The organism is Streptomyces sp. NPDC041124 (assembly GCF_055592385.1).
On sequence record NZ_JBVIYR010000001.1, the window covers coordinates 664,408 to 676,979 of the forward strand.

Annotated in this window: 13 protein-coding genes; 4 read left to right on the forward strand and 9 right to left on the reverse strand. The window is 73.1% G+C overall.

Annotated features, from left to right (window positions below):
- The first annotated feature begins 89 nt into the window (after positions 1-89).
- Both ACZ6A9_RS03065 and ACZ6A9_RS03070 read left to right on the forward strand, forming a co-directional pair.
- Positions 90-638: a hypothetical protein gene (locus ACZ6A9_RS03065; protein WP_468977103.1), complete on the forward strand. Its 549-nt coding sequence runs from the start codon at positions 90-92 to the stop codon at positions 636-638.
- A gap of 133 nt (positions 639-771) precedes the next feature.
- The gene (locus ACZ6A9_RS03070; RefSeq protein WP_468977105.1) at positions 772-894 is read left to right on the forward strand and encodes a hypothetical protein; all 123 of its coding nucleotides are present in this window, start codon (positions 772-774) and stop codon (positions 892-894) included.
- A 196-nt stretch (positions 895-1,090) separates the two neighbouring features.
- Here the strand turns inward: ACZ6A9_RS03070 and tsaE are convergent, their stop codons facing one another.
- From tsaE to ACZ6A9_RS03090, 4 genes are all read right to left on the reverse strand, one after another.
- The gene (tsaE, locus tag ACZ6A9_RS03075; protein WP_468977107.1) at positions 1,091-1,621 is read right to left on the reverse strand and encodes a tRNA (adenosine(37)-N6)-threonylcarbamoyltransferase complex ATPase subunit type 1 TsaE; all 531 of its coding nucleotides are present in this window, start codon (positions 1,619-1,621) and stop codon (positions 1,091-1,093) included.
- Positions 1,590-2,819, reverse strand: coding sequence for an alpha/beta fold hydrolase (locus tag ACZ6A9_RS03080; protein WP_468977111.1), 1,230 nt, complete (start codon positions 2,817-2,819; stop codon positions 1,590-1,592). Before ACZ6A9_RS03080 ends, tsaE begins: the two co-directional genes overlap by 32 nt.
- On the reverse strand, positions 2,816-4,012 hold the full coding sequence (gene alr / locus ACZ6A9_RS03085) for an alanine racemase (RefSeq protein WP_468977114.1): 1,197 nt from the start codon (positions 4,010-4,012) through the stop codon (positions 2,816-2,818). The genes ACZ6A9_RS03080 and alr overlap by 4 nt, the downstream gene beginning before the upstream one ends.
- A 201-nt stretch (positions 4,013-4,213) precedes the next feature.
- A complete protein-coding gene (locus ACZ6A9_RS03090) occupies positions 4,214-5,656 on the reverse strand; it encodes an NAD(P)H-hydrate dehydratase (protein WP_468977118.1) in 1,443 nt (480 codons plus the stop codon).
- Between the two features lie 210 nt (positions 5,657-5,866).
- Here ACZ6A9_RS03090 and ACZ6A9_RS03095 point away from each other — a divergent pair, with 210 nt between their 5' ends.
- Complete coding sequence (locus ACZ6A9_RS03095) at positions 5,867-7,072, forward strand: hypothetical protein (protein WP_468977120.1); 1,206 nt, start codon at positions 5,867-5,869, stop codon at positions 7,070-7,072.
- Positions 7,073-7,138: 66 nt separating this feature from the next.
- On the opposite strand, the gene ACZ6A9_RS03100 is transcribed toward ACZ6A9_RS03095, so the two are convergent.
- The 5 genes from ACZ6A9_RS03100 to ACZ6A9_RS03120 form a co-directional block, all read right to left on the reverse strand.
- Entirely contained in the window at positions 7,139-7,975 is an 837-nt protein-coding gene (locus ACZ6A9_RS03100; protein ID WP_228967190.1) for an RNA polymerase sigma factor SigF, read from the reverse strand.
- 120 nt (positions 7,976-8,095) lie between these two features.
- Positions 8,096-8,227: a hypothetical protein gene (locus ACZ6A9_RS03105; RefSeq protein WP_468977123.1), complete on the reverse strand. Its 132-nt coding sequence runs from the start codon at positions 8,225-8,227 to the stop codon at positions 8,096-8,098.
- Complete coding sequence (locus tag ACZ6A9_RS03110) at positions 8,224-8,595, reverse strand: holo-ACP synthase (RefSeq protein WP_228967135.1); 372 nt, start codon at positions 8,593-8,595, stop codon at positions 8,224-8,226. The genes ACZ6A9_RS03105 and ACZ6A9_RS03110 overlap by 4 nt, the downstream gene beginning before the upstream one ends.
- 46 nt (positions 8,596-8,641) lie before the next feature.
- Positions 8,642-10,489, reverse strand: coding sequence for a glutamine--fructose-6-phosphate transaminase (isomerizing) (glmS, locus tag ACZ6A9_RS03115; RefSeq protein ID WP_468977131.1), 1,848 nt, complete (start codon positions 10,487-10,489; stop codon positions 8,642-8,644).
- Positions 10,490-10,599: 110 nt separating this feature from the next.
- Positions 10,600-11,388, reverse strand: a complete 789-nt coding sequence (locus ACZ6A9_RS03120; RefSeq protein ID WP_468977135.1) for a hypothetical protein — start codon at positions 11,386-11,388, stop codon at positions 10,600-10,602.
- A 207-nt stretch (positions 11,389-11,595) separates the two neighbouring features.
- On the opposite strand from ACZ6A9_RS03120, the gene coaA reads away from it, so the two are divergent.
- Entirely contained in the window at positions 11,596-12,564 is a 969-nt protein-coding gene (gene coaA / locus ACZ6A9_RS03125; RefSeq protein WP_468977138.1) for a type I pantothenate kinase, read from the forward strand.
- The last annotated feature ends 8 nt before the right edge of the window (positions 12,565-12,572 follow it).

Here is a 12,572-nt window from a genome sequence, read left to right on the forward strand (position 1 = left end):
CACGGCCGCACCGGCCGGTCGGTCACGTACTGCTACGGTCGCGACGGCATATGTACATAACGGAGCGGATCGGGACAGAGGTGACGGCGGTGTCAGGCAGCAGCTCGATGGCCGTGGCGGGGCTGACCGCGGCGGCCCTGGCGACGGTCGGCTTCCTCGGGCACCAGGCGGCGGCGAACGTGCCGCCGGAGCTGCGCCGGCCGGCCGCCGGAGCGGCGGGGGCCGTGCGCAAGGCGCTCCCGGACGCGAACCACCCCGCCGCGCTGCCCGACCCTTCGGGAGCGGGCAGGCGGGTCGTGTACTCGCTGAAGGCCGACCGCGTGTGGCTGGTTGAGGAGAGCGGCAAGGTGCGGCGCACCTTCGGGGTCAGCCCCAGCACGGTGGACCCGGCGCCGGGCTCCTACCGGGTCACGTCCCGCTCCAAGGAGGTCACCGGATCGGACGGCGTGCCGATCGAGCACGTCGTGCGCTTCACCGGCGTCGACGGCACGGCGATCGGGTTCAGCGCGGCGAAGGACGGTTCGGCGCCGGTGCTCGACCCGGGGGAGCGCACGGGCGGCATCCGCGAGACGCGCGCGGACGGCGCGGCGATGTGGGAGTTCGCGACGGTCGGACGGACGGTCGTCGTCGTCCCGTGAGACGGACCCGCCACGCGGCGTCCGTCCTCACGGGACCGGCTGCGCGGCCTCGTGGTGCTCCCGGACCGGCTACGCGGCTGCGCGGTGCTCCCGGACCGGCCCGGAGCGCTGGGGCTCGGGAGCACGGGGCGGGGTGGACACCGCGGCCGCCGCGGCACAGGCGGCCAGCAGGTCACGCATGGGCACCCCGGAGAGCGAACGCGGCTGGGCCGTGGACTCACGAGAGCTGTGGGTGGCCGGCATGGACGCCTCCTGAGGGGCCGGGGGCCGGACGTAGTTAGGTACACCTAACTACGCACTGGATACCATGTGACCACGTCGGAGACTCCGAACGCAACACTTTGCCGACACCATGTCGGAACGATCCCCGGAGCGCGCCGGAAGGCCCCCAGGACGCACGCGGCAACGCGCACGGGAACGCGGAACCCGCACGGGAACAGGTACGGATCCGCTCAGGCCGACAGCACGCTCAGCGCCGCCCCGGCCCACCGCCCGCCCAGGCCCGACACGGTCACGTGCCGCACCTCGTCCGTGGTGTCACCGACCGCCCGGTGGATGACGACGCGCAGCCGGTCGTCGGTCAGCTCCTCGACCTTGCCCTCGCCCCACTCCACGACGATCACCGACTCGGGCAGCGAGACGTCGAGGTCCAGGTCCTCCATCTCGTCCAGCCCGCCGGCCAGCCGGTACGCGTCGACGTGCACCAGCGGCGGACCGTCCCCCAGCGACGGGTGCACCCGGGCGATCACGAACGTCGGCGAGGTGACCGCGCCCCGTACGCCGAGCCCTTCACCGAGCCCCCGGGTGAGGGTCGTCTTGCCCGCGCCGAGCTCACCCGAGAGCAGGACGAGGTCGCCGGCGCGCAACAGCTTGGCGAGCCTACGCCCCAGTTCGCGCATCTGTTCGGGGGAGGTGACGGTCAGCTCGACGGAGTTCACGGCCGGCCCCGTCTCATCCGGGGTGTGCGGTGCTGCTGCTTCCATAACCACCCACCGTAGTCCCCGCCGGCACCGCGCCCACCCGGACGAGCAGATCGGCGAGACGGTCGGTGACCACCTCCGGGTGCTCCAGCAGCACCAGGTGCCCGGCGTCGGGGACCAGAACCAGTTCGGCGTCGGGCAGCAGGTCGGCTATCGCCTCGCTGTGCTCGCTGGGCGTCACCAGGTCCTGGATCCCGGCCAGCACGAGCACCGGCAGCCCGGCGAAGTGGGCGAGGGCCTCGGTCTTGTCGTGGTCGTGGAACGCCGGGTAGTACTCGGCGACCACGTCGATGGGCGTGCCCTCGATCATCCGCTCGGCGAACCGGGCGACGGCCGGATCCACGTCCCGCGACGCGAACGAGTACCGCTTGATGATCCCCGCGAACAGGTCCGCGGTGGCCCGGCGTCCCCGCTCCACCAGCTCGGCGCGCTGCCCCAGCACGTTCAGCACGCCCGGCAGCACCCGCCGCACCGCGTTGACACCGGCCACCGGCAGCCCGAAGTTGACCTCGCCGAGCCGCCCCGACGACGTGCCGACCAGGACGACACCGGCGCACCGCTCCCGGATCAGCTCCGGGTACTGGTCGGCGAGGGCCATCACCGTCATCCCGCCCATGGAGTGACCGGCGAGCACGACGGGCCCCTCGGGTGCCGCCGCGTCGATGACGGCCTTCAGATCGCGCCCCAGCTGCTCGATGGTGACCGGCTCGCCCCGCTCCGCCTGCGCCGCGCCGCGCGCCGAGCGGCCGTGGCTGCGCTGGTCCCAGTACACGGTCCGTACGACGCCCCTGAGCGCGGCCCGCTGGAAGTGCCAGGAGTCCTGGTTGAGGCAGTAGCCGTGGCTGAAGACGACGGTGACCGGGGCCGGGGGCCGGCGGCCGAACAGCCGGCGCCGCCGGGCGGGCGTGGCGTCCGGGTCGGGGTCGACGTCGTCGACCTCGTAGTACAGCTCGGTGCCGTCGTCGGCGTACGCCCTGCCGGGTGTGCCGCGCAGCGAGCCGTAGGGTCCGGTGGAGTCGAGAGCGAGCCTGGCCTTCTTCCGCATGCCCCGGCCGACCGTCATCCGTTCTATGGCGACACCCGCGGCGGCCCCCGTGGCGAGCACGCCTATCGCTACGCCCGCGACACCGGTGGCCCGGCGCCAGCCCCCGCGGGAGACCTCGGCCGCGGCGGCCGCCGCCTCCGCGATGCCCTCGCTCACCTGCCGCTCCCCTCCTCCGGGTCGTTCCCCTCGTTCACATGGACGCGCGGGACGCGGTGTCCGATCCGGGTGACGATCTCGTACGCGATGGTCCCGGCCGCCTGCGCCCAGTCCTCGGCGGTGGGCTCACCGCGGTCGCCCGGGCCGAACAGGACGGCCTCGGCGCCCGGCCCCGGATCGTCCCCGCCCAGGTCGACGACGAACTGGTCCATCGCGACCCGCCCCGCGACCGTGCGCCACTTGCCCTCGACCAGCACGGGCCCGGCGGCGGAGGCGTGCCGCGGGATGCCGTCCGCGTAGCCGAGCGGGACCAGGCCCAGGGTGGTCGCGCCGGGGGTGACGTAGTGGTGGCCGTAGCTGACGCCGTGGCCGCCGGGGACGTGCTTCACCAGGGCCAGTGAGGCGGACAGGGTCATCACCGGCCGCAGGCCGAAGTCTGCGGAGGTGCCGATCTCGGGGCTGGGCGAGACGCCGTACAGCGCTATGCCGGTCCGGACCAGGTCGAAGTGGCTCTCGGGGAGGGTGAGCGTGGCCGGCGAGTTGGCGATGTGCCGCACCTCCGGGTCGACCCCCTGGCCCTCCGCGTACGCCACCATCTCCCGGAACCGGGAGAGCTGGGCGGCGATGGAGGGGTGCCCGGGCTCGTCGGCGCAGGCCAAGTGGGACCACAGGCCGGTGATCCGCAGCAGCCCCTCGGCCTCGGCGCGCAGGGCGCCCGCGACCAGCCCGGCCCAGTCCGCGGGCTGGCAGCCGCCGCGTCCCAGACCGGTGTCGGCCTTGAGCTGCACCCGCGCGGGCCGTCCGGCGAGACGGGCGGCCCGGGTGACCTCGTCCAGGGCCCACGTCCCGCTCAGGGAGACGTCGACACCGGCCTCGATCGCCTCCCGCCAGGGCCCGCCGGGCGTCCACAGCCAGCACATGACCCGTACGTGGTCCGGCACCCCGGACTCCGGTGCGCGCAGCGCGAGCGCCTCCTGCGGGGTGGCGGTGCCCAGCCAGGTCGCCCCGGCCTCGACTGCGGCCCGGGCGCAGGCGGCCGCACCGTGCCCGTAGGCGTCCGCCTTGACGACGGCCATGAGGGCGGCGCCGGGCGCGCGCTCGCGCAGGGTCCGCACATTGGCCCGCAGGGCGGCGAGGTCGATCTCGGCACGGGCCCGCAGCTCCGCGCCGGACGGGGCGACTGTCTCTTTCATCCCGCACAGTCTCTCAGAGCGCCGCAGCCGGTCCGTCCGGCACTTGGACCTGGCCCGCTCCGGGCCCGGAGGGGGTGCCGAGGCCACCGGCCCGCGGGGACGGCGGCGGGACGTCCGCCTCCTGGGACCGGCGGGACGTCCGCCTCCTGGGACCGGCGGCGCAGGCGCGAACCCCGCCCGCGCCCCCGCCCCCGCCCGTACTCACCCCCGCACCACGCTCCGCCACGCCCCCGCGATCCCCTCCGCCACGTCCTGGGCCCCCACCGGCGCACCGTCCGCCGCGAACCGCCCGGCCAGCCCGTGCAGGTACGCCGCCGCACTGCCCGCGTCCACCGCCGACAGCCCCGCCGCCAGCAACGAGCCCGCCAGCCCCGACAGCACGTCCCCGCTGCCCGCGGTGGCCAGCCACGGCGTTCCCGTCGGGTTCACCCGCACCGGCCCCTCACCGCCCGCGCCCGCGACCAGCGTCGTCGACCCCTTCAGCAGCACCGCCGCCCCGTACCGCGCCGCGAGCTCCCGCACCGCGCCCAGCCGGCCCCCCTCGACCTCCTCCCGGTCGACACCGAGCAGTGCCGCCGCCTCCCCCGCGTGCGGGGTCAGCAGCGTCGGCGCCCGCCGGGCCCGGACCGCCGACGCCTCCGCCAGCCGCAGCCCGTCCGCGTCGATCAGCACCGGCACGTCCGCCGCCAGCACCTCCGCGACCGTCGCCGCGTCGTCCCCGGCCCCCGGCCCGACCACCCACGCCTGCACCCGCCCCGCGTGCTCGGGCCCCCGGTCCGACACCAGCGTCTCGGGGAAACGGGCGATCACGGCCTGCCCGGCGGGACCGACGTACCGCACGGCCCCCGCCCCGCCCCGCAGCGCGCCCGCCACCGCGAGCACCGCGGCCCCCGGGTAGCGGCCGGACCCGGCCGCGACGCCGACGACACCCCTGCGGTACTTGTCGCTCTCGGCGGCCGGCACCGGCAGCAGCCGCGCCACGTCGGTGTGCTGCGGCGCCTCCAGTTCCGGCTCGTCGGGCAGCGACAGCCCGATGTCGGCCAGGCGCACCGTCCCCGCGTACTCCCGGGCCGGGTCGATCAGCAGTCCCGGCTTGTGGGTCCCGAACGTCACCGTGAGGTCGGCACGCAGCGCCCTGCCCCGCACCTCGCCGGTGTCGGCGTCGACCCCGCTGGGGAGGTCGACCGCGACGAGCACCGCCCGGGACCGCTCGGCGGCCTCGGCGAGCGGCACGGCGTCCGGGCGCAGCCCGCCCGTGCCGCCGATCCCGACGATGCCGTCGAGGACGAGATCCGCGCCCTCGATCAGCTCCTCCACGCCGTCCGCCCCGGCCGCCCGGACCCGGCCCCCCGCCCGGCGCAGCGCGGCGAGCCCTCCGGCGTGGGCGCGCTCCGGCGCGAGCAGCACCGCGCTCACGCCCGCCCCGCGCCGGGCCAGCCGGGCTCCGGCGTACAGCGCGTCGCCCCCGTTGTCGCCGCTGCCGACCAGCAGCACGACCCTGCTGCCGTACACCCGCCCCAGCACATCCGCGCAGGCCGCGGCGAGCCCGGCGGCGGCGCGCTGCATCAGCGCGCCCTCCGGCAGCCGTGCCATCAGTTCCCGCTCCGCCGTCCTGACCGTCTCCACGCTGTACGCAGTCCGCATGCGTCCGAGTCTCCCGCAGGAACGCGGCCCGCTCCCGTAACCGGCGACTCCCGCAGGAACGCGGCCGACTGCGGCAACCGGCGACTCCCGGATCCGGGCGGGCCCCCGCTTGACTCCCTGCCATGCCCTTGCCAAACTCTCCGGCCCCCACCGCATGAATCGATTCAGTCGAATCGTTTCGACGACACTGACGACAGAGACAGAGGACCCATGCGACGCAGAGCCGCACTTCTCGCAGCCGCCGGCGCCACCGCACTCCTCACCACCGTCGCCACCATGACGGCCCCGGCCACCGCGGCGACGACCACCGCGACCGGCGCATCCACCCCCGCGTCCGGCCCCACCTCCGCCCCGGCCCGCGCCGCCGCCTGCGGCGACGGTTCCTACCAGGCCGAGGCCGTCCTGAACGGCAGTACCTGGACCGCCCGCCGCGGCAGCGGCACGGTCTACACCGGCACCGACATGCGCGCGGCCGTCCAGGCGGCGATCAGCAGCCTGTCCGCCGGCCGTACCAGCAAGGAGCGGGTCGTCGTCCGCGGCTCGGGCTCGATCTCGGCCGGTTCCCGCATCTCCCTGCCGAGCTACACGGTCCTCGACGTCTGCGGCACCATCAACGTGACCGGCAGCGGCACCGGCGACCAGGCCCCGGTCTACTCCCGCGGCACCCGCGACATCGAGGTGCAGCACCTCTACGTCACCGGCGGCCCGCTCTACGGCGTCTTCCTGCGCAACGTGCAGAACGTGGTCCTGGGCCAGATCGACATGCGCCTGACGCGCGGCCTGGGCGTCCGCATCGACAACCGCGGCGACACCAGCCAGTGGACGCGCAACGTGCGCATCGACAACGTGTACGTCTCCGGCGCGTCCAGCCACGCCGTGGAGACCTACGGCGTCGACGGCCTGACCGTCGGCACGGTGACCGCCCGTAACGTCGGCGAGTCCGGCCTGCTGCTGAACCAGACCGTCAACGCCACGGTCGCCAGGGTGGACGCGGAGAACGCGGGCACCGGCACCGGGTACGCGGCCTTCCGCATGGCCAACCGCAACGGCCGCGTCGGCAGTTCGTACGCCACCAACATCCGGGTGGGCGAGGTCGTGGCGCGCGGCGGCGGACGCGGCGTGTTCTGCGTCTCGGAGAGCGGCGGCGCGACGATCGACCGGATCACGCTCTCGGACACCGGCAACAACGCGATCCTGATCGAGAACTGCTACAACGTGAACCTGGCCGCCCAGAGCGGCACGGTCACCGGTGGCGGCGAGATCCGCCTGGCCGCCCGCGCGGAGTTCGCCAACAACCGGGACATCACGGTGCAGAACCTCACGGTGACGAACTCCTCGATCCGCGAGAGTCCCTGCGGCGAGAACACGACCTTCCGCAACAACCGCCTGGTGAACAGCAGCCAGTCGATCTGCTGACGCACGACCGCGGGGTGCGGCTCACCGAGCCGCACCCCGCACCATGTCCGTTCCGCCGCGATCGCCTCAGCTGGTGCTGAGCATGCCCGCCCGCAGCTTCTTCAGCGTCCGGGACAGCAGCCGCGAGACGTGCATCTGGGAGCAGCCGAGCCGCTCACCGATCTCCGCCTGCGTCAGCTCCTCCACGAACCGCCAGTGCACGATCTTCCGCTCGCGCTCGTCGAGGTCGGCGATCATCGGGGCGAGCGCGTGGAAGTCCTCGACCAGTTCGAGGGCCGCGTCCTCGGCGCCGATGAAGTCGGCGAGCACGCTCTCGCCGTCCGGCTCGCTGCCGATGGTGGCGTCCAGCGAGGAGGAGTTGTAGCCGTTGGAGGCGATCCTGGCCTCGTTGACCTCGGCCTCGGTCAGGCTCATCAGCTGGGCGAGCTCGGCGGTCGTGGGCGTACGGCCCAGCCGGCTGCGCAGTTCCTCGGTGGCGCGGGCGAGCTGCACCCGGGCCTCCTGGAGACGCCGCGGGACGTGCACGGACCAGGAGGTGTCCCGGAAGAACCGCTTGATCTCACCGACGATGTAGGGGATCGCGAAGGAGGTGAACTCCACCTCGCGGGACAGCTCGAACCGGTCGATCGCCTTGATCAGACCGATCATGCCGACCTGGACGATGTCCTCCATCTCCTCCGGCCCGCGGCTGCGGAACCGGCCGGCCGCGTAGCGGACCAGGGACATGTTCATCTCGATCAGCGTGTTGCGCGCGTACTGGTACTCGTGCGTGCCCTCCTCCAGCTCCGTGAGCCGGCGGAAGAACTGCTTGGACAGTTCGCGTGCGTCCTGGGGCGCGACCTGGCCGGGATCGACGACCTCCGGCAGCTCGGTCACGCGCTGAGCTCGGTCCGTCCGCGCCATCGTCGACGTCACAGTTAGCCCTCCCAAATCGATCGGCTCCCGGTTCCGGGCGCCGGCTTCCCGCGTGTACCCCCGTTCAGGCGAAGCACGCATCTCTTCTCCGGAACAACCGTACGGGATTCACCGGCGGTGCCTGCGGAGCAGCCGCACGAGGGCGGAGACGACGGTGAGCACGGCGGCGACGGCGAGGAAGACCTCAGCCCACACCGGCAGGCCGACCCCGGTCCCCGGGAACGCGAGCGACGCCCTCACCCCTCGGCGACGACGACCGCCGAGGCGACCCCGGCGTCATGGCTGAGGGACACGTGCCAGGCCCGTACGCCGAGTTCCGCGGCCCGCGCCGCCACGGTCCCCGTCACCCGCAGCCGCGGCTGTCCGCTGTCCTCGCACCACACCTCGGCGTCGGTCCAGTACAACCCGGCCGGCGCCCCGAGCGCCTTGGCCAGCGCCTCCTTGGCGGCGAACCGCGCCGCGAGGGAGGCGACGCCCCGCCGCTCCCCGCTGGGCAGCAGCAGTTCGCTCTCCCGGAAGAGCCGCTGGGCCAGGGCGGGCGTCCGCTCCAGCGAGGCCGCGAAACGGTCGATCTCGGCCACGTCGATCCCGACTCCGATGATGCTCATACGGGCACCCTACGGCGGACCGGAGCCCGCCCCGAGGTGTCGGCGCCTACTCCACCGTCACCGACTTGGCGAGGTTGCGCGGCTGGTCCACCTCGTTGCCCCGGGCGGTCGCCAGCTCGCACGCGAACACCTGGAGGGGGACGGTCGCCACCAGCGGCTGGAGGAGCGTGGGGGTCACCGGGATCCGGATCAGGTGGTCGGCGTACGGCACCACCGCCTCGTCGCCCTCCTCCGCGATGACGATGGTGCGCGCACCGCGCGCCCGGATCTCCTGGATGTTGGAGACGATCTTGTCGTGCAGGACCGACCGGCCCCGCGGCGACGGGACGACGACCACCACCGGCAGGTCGTCCTCGATGAGCGCGATCGGCCCGTGCTTCAACTCGCCCGCCGCGAAGCCCTCCGCGTGCATGTAGGCGAGCTCCTTCAGCTTCAGGGCCCCCTCCAGCGCCACCGGGTAGCCCACGTGCCGTCCGAGGAATAGCACCGTGTTCTTCTCCGCCAGCGACCGGGCCAGCTCCCGTACCGGCTCCATGGTCTCCAGGACCCGGTCCACCGCGCCGGAGACCGAGGACAGGTCCCGCACCACCGCGCGGATCTCGTCGGCCCACTTGGTGCCCCGCACCTGACCCAGGTACAGCGCGACCAGGTAGCAGGCGACCAGCTGCGTCAGGAACGCCTTCGTCGAGGCGACGGCGACCTCCGGTCCGGCGTGCGTGTACAGCACCGCGTCCGACTCGCGCGGGATCGTCGAGCCGTTGGTGTTGCAGATCGCCAGGACCTTGGCGCCCTGCTCGCGGGCGTGCCGCAGCGCCATCAGCGTGTCCATGGTCTCGCCGGACTGGGAGATGGCGATGACCAGCGTCTGCTGGTCGAGGATCGGGTCCCGGTAGCGGAACTCGCTCGCCAGCTCCACCTCGCACGGGATGCGCGTCCAGTGCTCGATGGCGTACTTGGCGATGAGCCCCGCGTGGAAGGCCGTGCCGCAGGCGACGATGACGACCTTGTCGACCTCGCGCAGCGCGTTCGCCGGGATGCGGACCTCGTCCAGGGTGAGCGAGCCCGCGCCGTCGATGCGGCCCAGCAGGGTGTCGGCGACGGCCTTCGGCTGCTCGGCGATCTCCTTGAGCATGAAGTAGTCGTAGCCGCCCTTCTCGGCGGCGGAGGCGTCCCAGTCGACGTGGTACGCCCGGACGTCGGCCGCGCCGCCGTCGAAGTCGGTGACGGTCACCGAGTCCCGGCGCAGCTCCACCACCTGGTCCTGCCCCAGCTCGACGGCCTCCCGCGTGTGCGCGATGAAGGCGGCCACGTCGGAGGCGAGGAAGGCCTCCCCCTCCCCCACGCCCACCACCAGCGGGGAGTTGCGCCGCGCGCCCACCACCACGTCCGGCTCGTCCGCGTGGACGGCCACCAGGGTGAACGCCCCCTCCAGGCGGCGGCACACCAGCCGCATCGCCTCCGCGAGGTCCGCGCAGCCGGAGAACTCCTCGGCGAGCAGATGGGCGACGACCTCGGTGTCCGTCTCGGAGCCGAGCTCGTGCCCGCGCTCGGTCAGCTCCTCCCGCAGGGCGGCGAAGTTCTCGATGATGCCGTTGTGGACGACGGCGACACGGCCCGCGTTGTCGAGGTGCGGGTGGGCGTTGGCGTCGGTCGGACCGCCGTGCGTGGCCCAGCGGGTGTGGCCGATCGCGGTCGTCCCGGCCGGCAGCGGCCGGCCGGCCAGCTCCTTCTCCAGGTTGACCAGCTTTCCGGCCTTCTTGGCCGTGGCCAGTCCGCCGTCGGCCTGCACGGCGACACCCGCCGAGTCGTAGCCCCGGTACTCCAGTCGCTTCAGTCCGGCCGTCACGACGTCCAGCGCCGACTGCGGCCCCACGTAACCCACGATTCCGCACATGCCCGGCAGCCTACGGTCCGTCAGCCGGCGAAAAGGGCCGCTCCGTGCCCGAAATCGGAAATTCCCACCGGTGCACGAAGCGCCGGTGGGAATACGAACGCGGGAGTGCGTCAGGCGAGCTTGCCGAGCTGCGCGTCGGAGACCGCCGTCGGGAACTCGAAGTCCTCGCCGGTGGCGGCGGAGGCGAAGTTGGTGACGGTGAAGGAGGCGACGGTGGCGCCCTTGCGGGCGACGACCAGCTTCATCGGCGCCTTCACGCCCTCCTCCGCGGCCAGCAGCGCCGTGATCGCGACCGCCTCGTCGCCGCCGCCGGGCGCCTCGGTCTTCTCGACCGACTCGATCGTGAGCGCCTCACCCATGGCGTCGTAGGCGAAGCCACCGGCGCACGTGCCGGCGGCGGCCTCGACGTCCTTGATGACCTGCTCGGCGCCACCGTCCTCGTAGGAGGCGAGCGTGACGACCATCTGTTCCACGTCGAGACCGGCGAGCAGGGCCTCCTCGGGGCCGGCGTCCGCGGCCGGCTTCTCCGGCTGGCTCGCCCAGGACCGCTTCACCGTGGCCGCCGGCGAGCCCGCGGGCACGCCCATCTGCAGCTGGGCGAGCGGCTGGCAGGCCGCGTCCTTCGACTTCACCTTGTCGGCGGTGGCGTCGTCCTCGGCGGGCACCTCCGTCACCTTGCCGTCCTTGACGTCCGCCTGCGCCAGCACGGCCTTCTCCAGCTCGGCGGCGGTGAGCGCCTTGGCCGCCGGAGCGGCGGAGGCGGAGGCGGCCGTGTCGGCCTTGCCCTTGCTGTCGCCGGCCTTGTCCTCGTCGCCGGAGCCACCGCAGGCGGTGACGAGCAGGGCGAGCGCGGCGGCGGAAGCGGCGAGCACGGTACGGCGGACGGGGCTGGTTGTCACGAAGGAACTCTTTCTCGAAAGTGTGGAGAAGATCCACAGCACAAAGCCGCACCCTAAACACAGCAGGCACACAGGTGATCACCGATGACTCAGTTGCGTCCCGACTGTGATCACCACGTGACAGGGGCACGCCGAGCGTGACACAGCCCACCTGTCGTCCCGTTCAAACTCCGTTAACAATGGACTGTGATCTCTCCGGTCCCCTCGATGCCCCGGAGCGCCCACCGGCAGCGGCCGGAGGCGACTCCCTACGTCGACCTCACCCGCGCCGAGTGGAGCGCGCTGCGCGACAAGACGCCGCTGCCGCTGTCGGCCGCGGAGGTAGAGCAGCTGCGCGGGCTCGGTGACGTCATCGACCTCGACGAGGTGCGCGACATCTACCTCCCGCTGTCCCGGCTGCTCAATCTCTACGTCGGCGCCACGGACGGGCTGCGGAGCGCGCTCAACACCTTCCTCGGCGAGCAGGGCTCCCAGTCGGGCACGCCCTTCGTCATAGGGGTCGCCGGTTCCGTCGCCGTCGGCAAGTCCACGGTGGCCCGGCTGCTGCGCGCGCTGCTGTCCCGCTGGCCGGAGCATCCGCGCGTGGAGCTGGTCACCACGGACGGTTTCCTGCTGCCGACCGAAGAGCTCCAGAAGCGGGGGCTGATGTCGCGGAAAGGTTTCCCCGAGTCCTACGACCGCCGTGCGCTGACCCGCTTCGTCGCCGACATCAAGGCGGGCAAGAGCGAGGTCACCGCGCCCGTCTACTCCCACCTCATCTACGACATCGTCCCCGGCGAGAAGCTCACCGTGCGCCGCCCGGACATCCTGATCGTCGAAGGACTCAACGTCCTGCAGCCCGCACTGCCCGGCAAGGACGGCCGCACACGCGTCGGTCTGGCCGACTACTTCGACTTCAGCGTGTACGTCGACGCCCGCACGGAGGACATCGAGCGCTGGTACCTCCACCGGTTCAAGCGGCTGCGGGAGACCGCGTTCCAGGATCCGTCGTCGTACTTCCGCACGTACACCCAGGTGTCCGAGGAGGAGGCCCTCGACTACGCGCGCACGATGTGGCGCACCATCAACAGGCCGAACCTGGTCGAGAACATCGCCCCCACCCGGGGCCGGGCCACCCTGATCCTGCGCAAGGGACCCGACCACAAGGTCCAACGCCTCAGACTGCGCAAGCTGTGAACCGGACC